This is a genomic window from Naasia sp., from assembly GCF_025465545.1.
In the GTDB taxonomy this organism is placed as follows: Bacteria; Actinomycetota; Actinomycetes; order Actinomycetales; family Microbacteriaceae; genus Naasia.
Window position 1 is genome coordinate 1 of the sequence record NZ_JAODMK010000025.1, and the last position, 5,867, is coordinate 5,867.

A 5,867-nucleotide genomic window follows, 5' to 3' on the forward strand; every position below is an offset into this window, starting at 1 on the left:
CGACCTGGGACCGGGCGCCGGCCATGACGGCGGCCGCCTGGTCTTCGCGGGGCCGCCCGCCGAACTGGTTGCCGCCCGCTCCACCCTGACCGGCGAGCACCTCGCGGCCTACGTGCGCAGCTGATCCGCCGTCGATCCTCGGCGCGTGGCTCTGCGGCGGCGTCCGCTGTGGCGAAACCCGCGACCGAGGCCCCCTCTTCGTTACATGGGCGAAACCAACGGAGGGGGAATTCTGCCTAGCGTTTGATAGGCAACAGCAGTTCCGAGAATCCGTCCTCGGGTTCCCCCTCAGCATCGGAGAAACAGTGACCTCTGCACCGCCCCGCGCCCGGCGCATCGCCCTGATCGCCGCCGTCGCGCTGATCCCGCTCCTGGCCGGCTGTTCGGCCGGCGGCAGCGCCTCCGGCAGCGCCTCGGGCTCCGCCGCCGTGGTATCGCCGCCCGCCATCTCCAAGGAGGGCACCCTCAAGGTCTGCGCGTCCAACGAGCCGTCGGCGCCCAACATGATGTTCGACGACAGCGGCGAGCTGATCGGCAGCGAGATCGACCTCGCCGACGCCGTGGGCGCGGAACTCGGACTCGAGGTCGAGTTCGTCCAGTCCGCGTTCGCCGGTCTCATCCCCGGACTGCAGGCGAAGCAGTGCGACACGATCATCTCCACGCTCTACATCAAGCCCGAGCGCGAGGAGATCGTCGACTTCGTGCCCTACCTGCGCTCCGGCACCGCCATCGCGGCCGAGGCCGGCAACCCGGCAGGGCTGACCGGCATGGATGACTCGCTCTGCGGCAAGCGGATGATGGTCGCGGTGGGCACCACGGCCGAGGAGCTCACCAAGGAGCAGTCCGGCAAGTGCGAGGACGCCGGCAAGGAGTCGATCGACGTCAGCACGTCTGGCCAGGCCACGGTGGGCCTGCAGCAGCTCGCCGCCGGGCAGCTCGACGGCTACGTGGACACCGCAGAGGTCATCGGCTACTACATCGAGCAGACCGACGCGAGCATCGAGATGGCCGGCGAGCCCTTCGACACCATCAACATCGGCGCCGCCACCCTCAAGGACAACAGTGCCCTGCACGACGCGCTGCAGACCGCCTTCGACTCGGTGATGGAGTCAGGCAAGTACGACGACATCCTGGCCGAGTGGGGCCAGCAGGACATCGCCTACACCCCGTAGCCGAAATCGCCGGTGGGCCGCCGAACCGGGGCCCACCGGCACCTCCTCGCTCGAAAGGGAGTGACGTGACCTTCGACTGGTCGTTCTTCTGGTCCAATCTGCTCACCCCGCGAGGGCCATTCCTGCAGGGGCTCGCACTGACCATCATCATCTCCATCGCCGCGATGGTGCTTGCGCTCATCATCGGGCTGGTGATCGCCCTGATGCGCCGGTCGGCGTTCCTGCCGTTCCGGATGTTCGCCAGCTTCTACATCTGGCTGATCCGCGGCACCCCCCTGCTGGTGCAGCTCGTGCTCATCTACACCGGCTTCGCCGCCGCGGGCATCTTCCGGTTCTCCGACATCGACCTCCCCGGCCTCCTCATCAAGGCGGCCGTCCAGGCCGCGATCGTGGGGCTCGTCATCAACGAGAGCGCGTACATCTCCGAGATCGTCCGATCCGGTCTGGACTCGGTCCCGCCCGGACAGTCCGAAGCCGCCATGACGCTCGGCATGACCGGGGCGAGCGCGATGCGCTGGGTGATCGTTCCTCAGGCGCTCCGGATCATGGTCCCGCCGCTCGGCAACTCCTTCAACGGCCTGATGAAGAGCACCTCGATCCTCAGCGTCATCGGGGTGTCCGAGATGTTCCTGGTGACCCAGTCGATCAGCGCAGCCACCTTCCGCACCTTCGAGATCTTCGCGGTCGTCGCGATCTACTACCTCGTGCTCACGACGGTCTGGACGGTGATCCAGGCCTGGATCGAGGGGCGCCTCAACCGGATGGTCGGCATCGACGCCACCCCGTCCGTCGTGGGCAGGCTCTTCGGCGGACGCGCCGCAGGTCCCGTCCTCAACCCCGCCGACGCGAAGTGAGGAGCATCCCCGTGCCCAAGACCGATCCCGCCAGCTCCTCTCCTTCCGGCGCGGCGGCACCGCTCGTTCGTGCCCGCGGGGTGACGCGCAGCCTCGGCGGCCGTACCGTCCTCGACGACGTGAGCCTCGAAGTGTCCCGCGGCGAGGTCGTCGTGCTCGTCGGCCCCTCAGGAGCAGGGAAGACCACCCTCCTCCGCACCATCAACCACCTGGAGTCCATCGACAGGGGCGAGATCACCGTCGCAGGCAAGCGGGTCGGCTACGTCGAGGGCGCGGACGGCAAGGTTCGCTCCGCTCCGAAGCGGGTCCTCGCGAAGCAGCGGCAGGACATCGGCTTCGTGTTCCAGCACTTCAACCTCTTCCCGCACATGACGGTGGCGGAGAACGTCTGGCACGGTCCGGTTCGGGTGCTGAAGGCGCCCAAGGCGGAGGCGGTCGCGCAGGCGCAGGCCCTGCTGGCCCGCGTCGGCCTCGCGGACAAGGCCGACGTCCGGCCGAACAAGCTGTCCGGCGGACAGCAGCAGCGTGTCGCCATCGCCCGCGCCCTCGCCATGCAGCCGAAGCTCATGCTGTTCGACGAGCCGACGAGCGCTCTCGACCCGGAGATGATCGGTGAGGTCCTCGACGTCATGAAGGAGCTCGCCCGCGAGCACATGACGATGATCGTCGTCACCCACGAGATGGGCTTCGCCCGGGAGGTGGCCGACCGGATCGTCGTGATGGACGCCGGCGCCGTGATCGAGTCGGCTCCCCCGGCCGAGCTGTTCGCGAACCCGCAGCATCCGCGGACGAGATCCTTCCTCTCCAAGATCCTCTGATCCCTCTCCCCCTAGGCGCCCTCCCATGTCCCTCCGCACCGATCCCTCGTTCGTCGGCGCCGTCGCCAGCCCCCACCACCTCGCCACCGCGGCGGCCGAGGCCGTGCTCGGGGAGGGCGGCAGCGCGGTCGATGCCGCTCTCACCGCCGCAGCCGTGCTGACGGTGGTGTACCCGCACAACGTCTCGATCGGCGGCGACCTGATCGCGCTGGTGCGCAGCCCCGACGGTGTGCTGCACTGCATCAACGCCTCCGGCCGCACACCGGCCGCCCAGACCGCCGACCGCCTCCGCGCGAAGCACGGGGACGCGCTCCCGGTCCGCGGAATCGACACCGTCACGGTGCCCGGCGCGGTCCGCGGCTGGGAGCGGCTGCACGTGCTCGGCGGACGGCTCCCCTGGTCCCGATGCTTCGACGAGGCCGTCGGCTATGCGGAGGACGGGGTCGAGGTCGCCTCCGACCTTGCCGCATCCATCGCCGAGGAGGAGCCGCTTCTCACGGCCGATGCCGGCGCCGGCCCGATCTTCTCGCCGAGCGGCAGGGCACTGGTCCAGGGCGACCTGCTCGTGCAGCCCGCGCTGGCCGTCACGCTTCGCCGGCTCCAGGCTTCGGGCGCGGACGAGTTCTACACCGGAGCAGTCGCCCGAGACCTGATCGCGGGCCTCCGCGCGGCCGGCTCGCTGCTCAGCGAGGAGGACTTCGCCGACTTCGCCCCCGAGATCGTGCCGCCTCTGACGGGCGACTTCCGTGGGCTGCAGGTGCACACCAGTCCCCCGAACACGCACGGCTTCGTGCTGCTGCGCGCCCTCCAGGATCTCGAGGCGCTCGGCATCGCCGAGGACGCCCTCGGCAGCGAGCTCGGCGCCCTCGAGCGGATCTTCCGCGACGCCAACGCGGTCCGCGACGAGCACCTCGCGGACCCGGCGTTCGGTGAGGTGGACGTCAGCGACCTGCTGTCCCGACTGCCGGGACCGGGCGCCGGTCCTCAGAAACCCGATTTCCAGCGTCCCGCCGGAGACACGGTCGGCATCGCGGCGATCGACGCGGAGGGCTGGGCCGTCTCGCTGATCCAGAGCGTCTTCTTCGCATTCGGGTCCGGCATCCTCGAGCCGACGACGGGCATCCTGCTGCACAATCGCGGCACGTCGTTCTCCCTCTCCAGCTCCTCAGCCAATCGCTTCGAGCCCCGGAAGCGTCCGCTGCACACCCTGATGCCCGTCCTCGTGACCGAGGGCGACAGCCCCCGCTTCGTGCTCGCGACCCAGGGCGGGCAGGGCCAGCCGCAGATCCACGCACAGCTGCTCCTGCGGCTGCTCGCGGGCGCCACGCCGGAGGAGGCGGTGAGGGCTCCGCGTGCCATCGTGGGGGTCCGGGAGTTCGACGCCGCGCCGGACACCGTCTTCGCCGAGCAGGACCTGCCGGCCGAGGCGATGGCGAGCATCGAGCGCAGCGGGCTCCCCGTGCACCGCCTGCCCCCGCACAGCGAGCTCCTCGGGCAGGCGAACGTCATCGCGGTGACCGACGATGGTGTCCTGGCAGCCAGCGATCCTCGTGCGGACGGCTCCGCGGTCGTCCTCTCCGGCCCCTGACGCCGGAACCGCGTCCCTTCTTCCCGCACCCAACGTTTCCGCTTCCCCGCGCGTTCTAGTAGTCAGGAGTCCCTTTCCGGTCGACGATGACGGGAGAGACCACGGAACCTCGGCGAGCAGGAGCAGGATGAGCAGCACCTCCCCCACCTGGCAGGCGGTGGCCGAGCGTCTCGTCGCGGAGCGCGGCGACGCCCTGGCCCGCTATGCCTACCTGCTCTGCGGCAACCGGGACGACGCGGCCGACCTCGTGCAGGACGCTCTGGTGCGCACATTCGGCCGGCTGCGTGGCGACTTCACCCCTGCAGGTGCTGAGGCGTACGTGCGGCGGGCGATCCTCACCTCCTACATCGACGGCGGCCGCCGCGCCAGCAGGTGGCGCTCCGTGCTGCACCTGACTGCGCGAGGCGAGGACTCGGGCGGCGACGGAAGCGACGACCGCCTCGACCTGCAGGACCAGCTGCGCCGGCTCGGACGGCAGGAGCGCGCATGCATCGTGCTCCGCTACTACGAGGACCTCACCGTCGACGGCATCGCAGACCGGCTCGGAATCACCCCCGGCACGGTCAAGCGCTATCTCAGCGACGGCCTGGCCAAGCTCGCGTCGGGACTCGGCGGACAGCGCGGACGCGCTCCCGGCGCACCGGCGACCGCCCCCTCCCTCCCCTGACCCACCCGACCGCCCCGAGTTGAGGACACCATGACCGACAGCATCGACTTCCCGTCCGGCTCCGCCGACGTCCGCGTGCGCGAACTCCTCGCGTCCGTGGCCGGCGAGGCGCGGCCCTCGCCCATCGACGTGGCTCGCGTGCTGGGCCGAGCCCGCGCGCGCCGCCGATCGCACCGCCTCGCGGTCGTCGGCGCAGGTGCCGCCACCGTGGCCGCCGTGGGAGCCGCCGGCTTCGGCTACGCCGCTCTGAACGCGCCGACACCGCTCAGCGCGGCGTCCGGCGGCGAGACCCAGCCGGAGCCGCTGAGCGGCGCGGCGGGCGATCCGAGCACCAGCGGCGCGGCGGGCGGCGCGATCTCCCTGGCGCCGCCCGAGAAGGTCAACTCCTGTGGCGCGCCCCTCGCCGAGCTCGCACCCGCCGAGAGCGGCCTGGTGGCCACGCCGAGGTTCGCCGGCAGTGCGGCCGCCAGCGGCACGGTCACGGGAAGCGTGGTGCTCACCAACACCGGCAGCGCACACCTGGTCGGCTACACCGGGGCGCGCCCGGTGATCACCGTCTCGGAGGACGGCATCACCGTGTGGCACAGCAACGGGCCGGTGATCGAGATGGCGCTCCTCATCGATCTCGAGCCCGGCGCCTCGATGGAGCTCGCCGCCACGTTCGAGCCCGTGCGCTGCGGTCAGGAGGACGAGATGCAGGAGGAGTTCCGCGCAGATCTGCCGCCCCTGGAGCCGGGAGCCTACGATCTGTCGGCGATCGTCCCCTTC

General features: G+C 70.7%; 6 protein-coding genes. All 6 read left to right on the forward strand.

Annotated features, from left to right (window positions below; all coding sequences use genetic code 11):
- The first annotated feature begins 305 nt into the window (after nt 1-305).
- A complete protein-coding gene (locus JWR33_RS08205) occupies nt 306-1,172 on the forward strand; it encodes an ABC transporter substrate-binding protein (RefSeq protein ID WP_297410939.1) in 867 nt (288 codons plus the stop codon).
- Between the two features lie 65 nt (nt 1,173-1,237).
- Nucleotides 1,238-2,026, forward strand: a complete 789-nt coding sequence (locus JWR33_RS08210) for an amino acid ABC transporter permease (protein ID WP_297410940.1) — start codon at nt 1,238-1,240, stop codon at nt 2,024-2,026.
- A gap of 11 nt (nt 2,027-2,037) precedes the next feature.
- The gene (locus tag JWR33_RS08215) at nt 2,038-2,844 is read left to right on the forward strand and encodes an amino acid ABC transporter ATP-binding protein (protein WP_297410941.1); all 807 of its coding nucleotides are present in this window, start codon (nt 2,038-2,040) and stop codon (nt 2,842-2,844) included.
- Nucleotides 2,845-2,869: 25 nt separating this feature from the next.
- Nucleotides 2,870-4,432: a gamma-glutamyltransferase gene (locus JWR33_RS08220; protein WP_297410942.1), complete on the forward strand. Its 1,563-nt coding sequence runs from the start codon at nt 2,870-2,872 to the stop codon at nt 4,430-4,432.
- Nucleotides 4,433-4,559: 127 nt separating this feature from the next.
- Nucleotides 4,560-5,099, forward strand: coding sequence for a sigma-70 family RNA polymerase sigma factor (locus JWR33_RS08225; protein ID WP_297410944.1), 540 nt, complete (start codon nt 4,560-4,562; stop codon nt 5,097-5,099).
- A gap of 30 nt (nt 5,100-5,129) precedes the next feature.
- Nucleotides 5,130-5,867: hypothetical protein (locus JWR33_RS08230; RefSeq protein ID WP_297410946.1), on the forward strand; the 738-nt coding region annotated here is incomplete at its 3' end.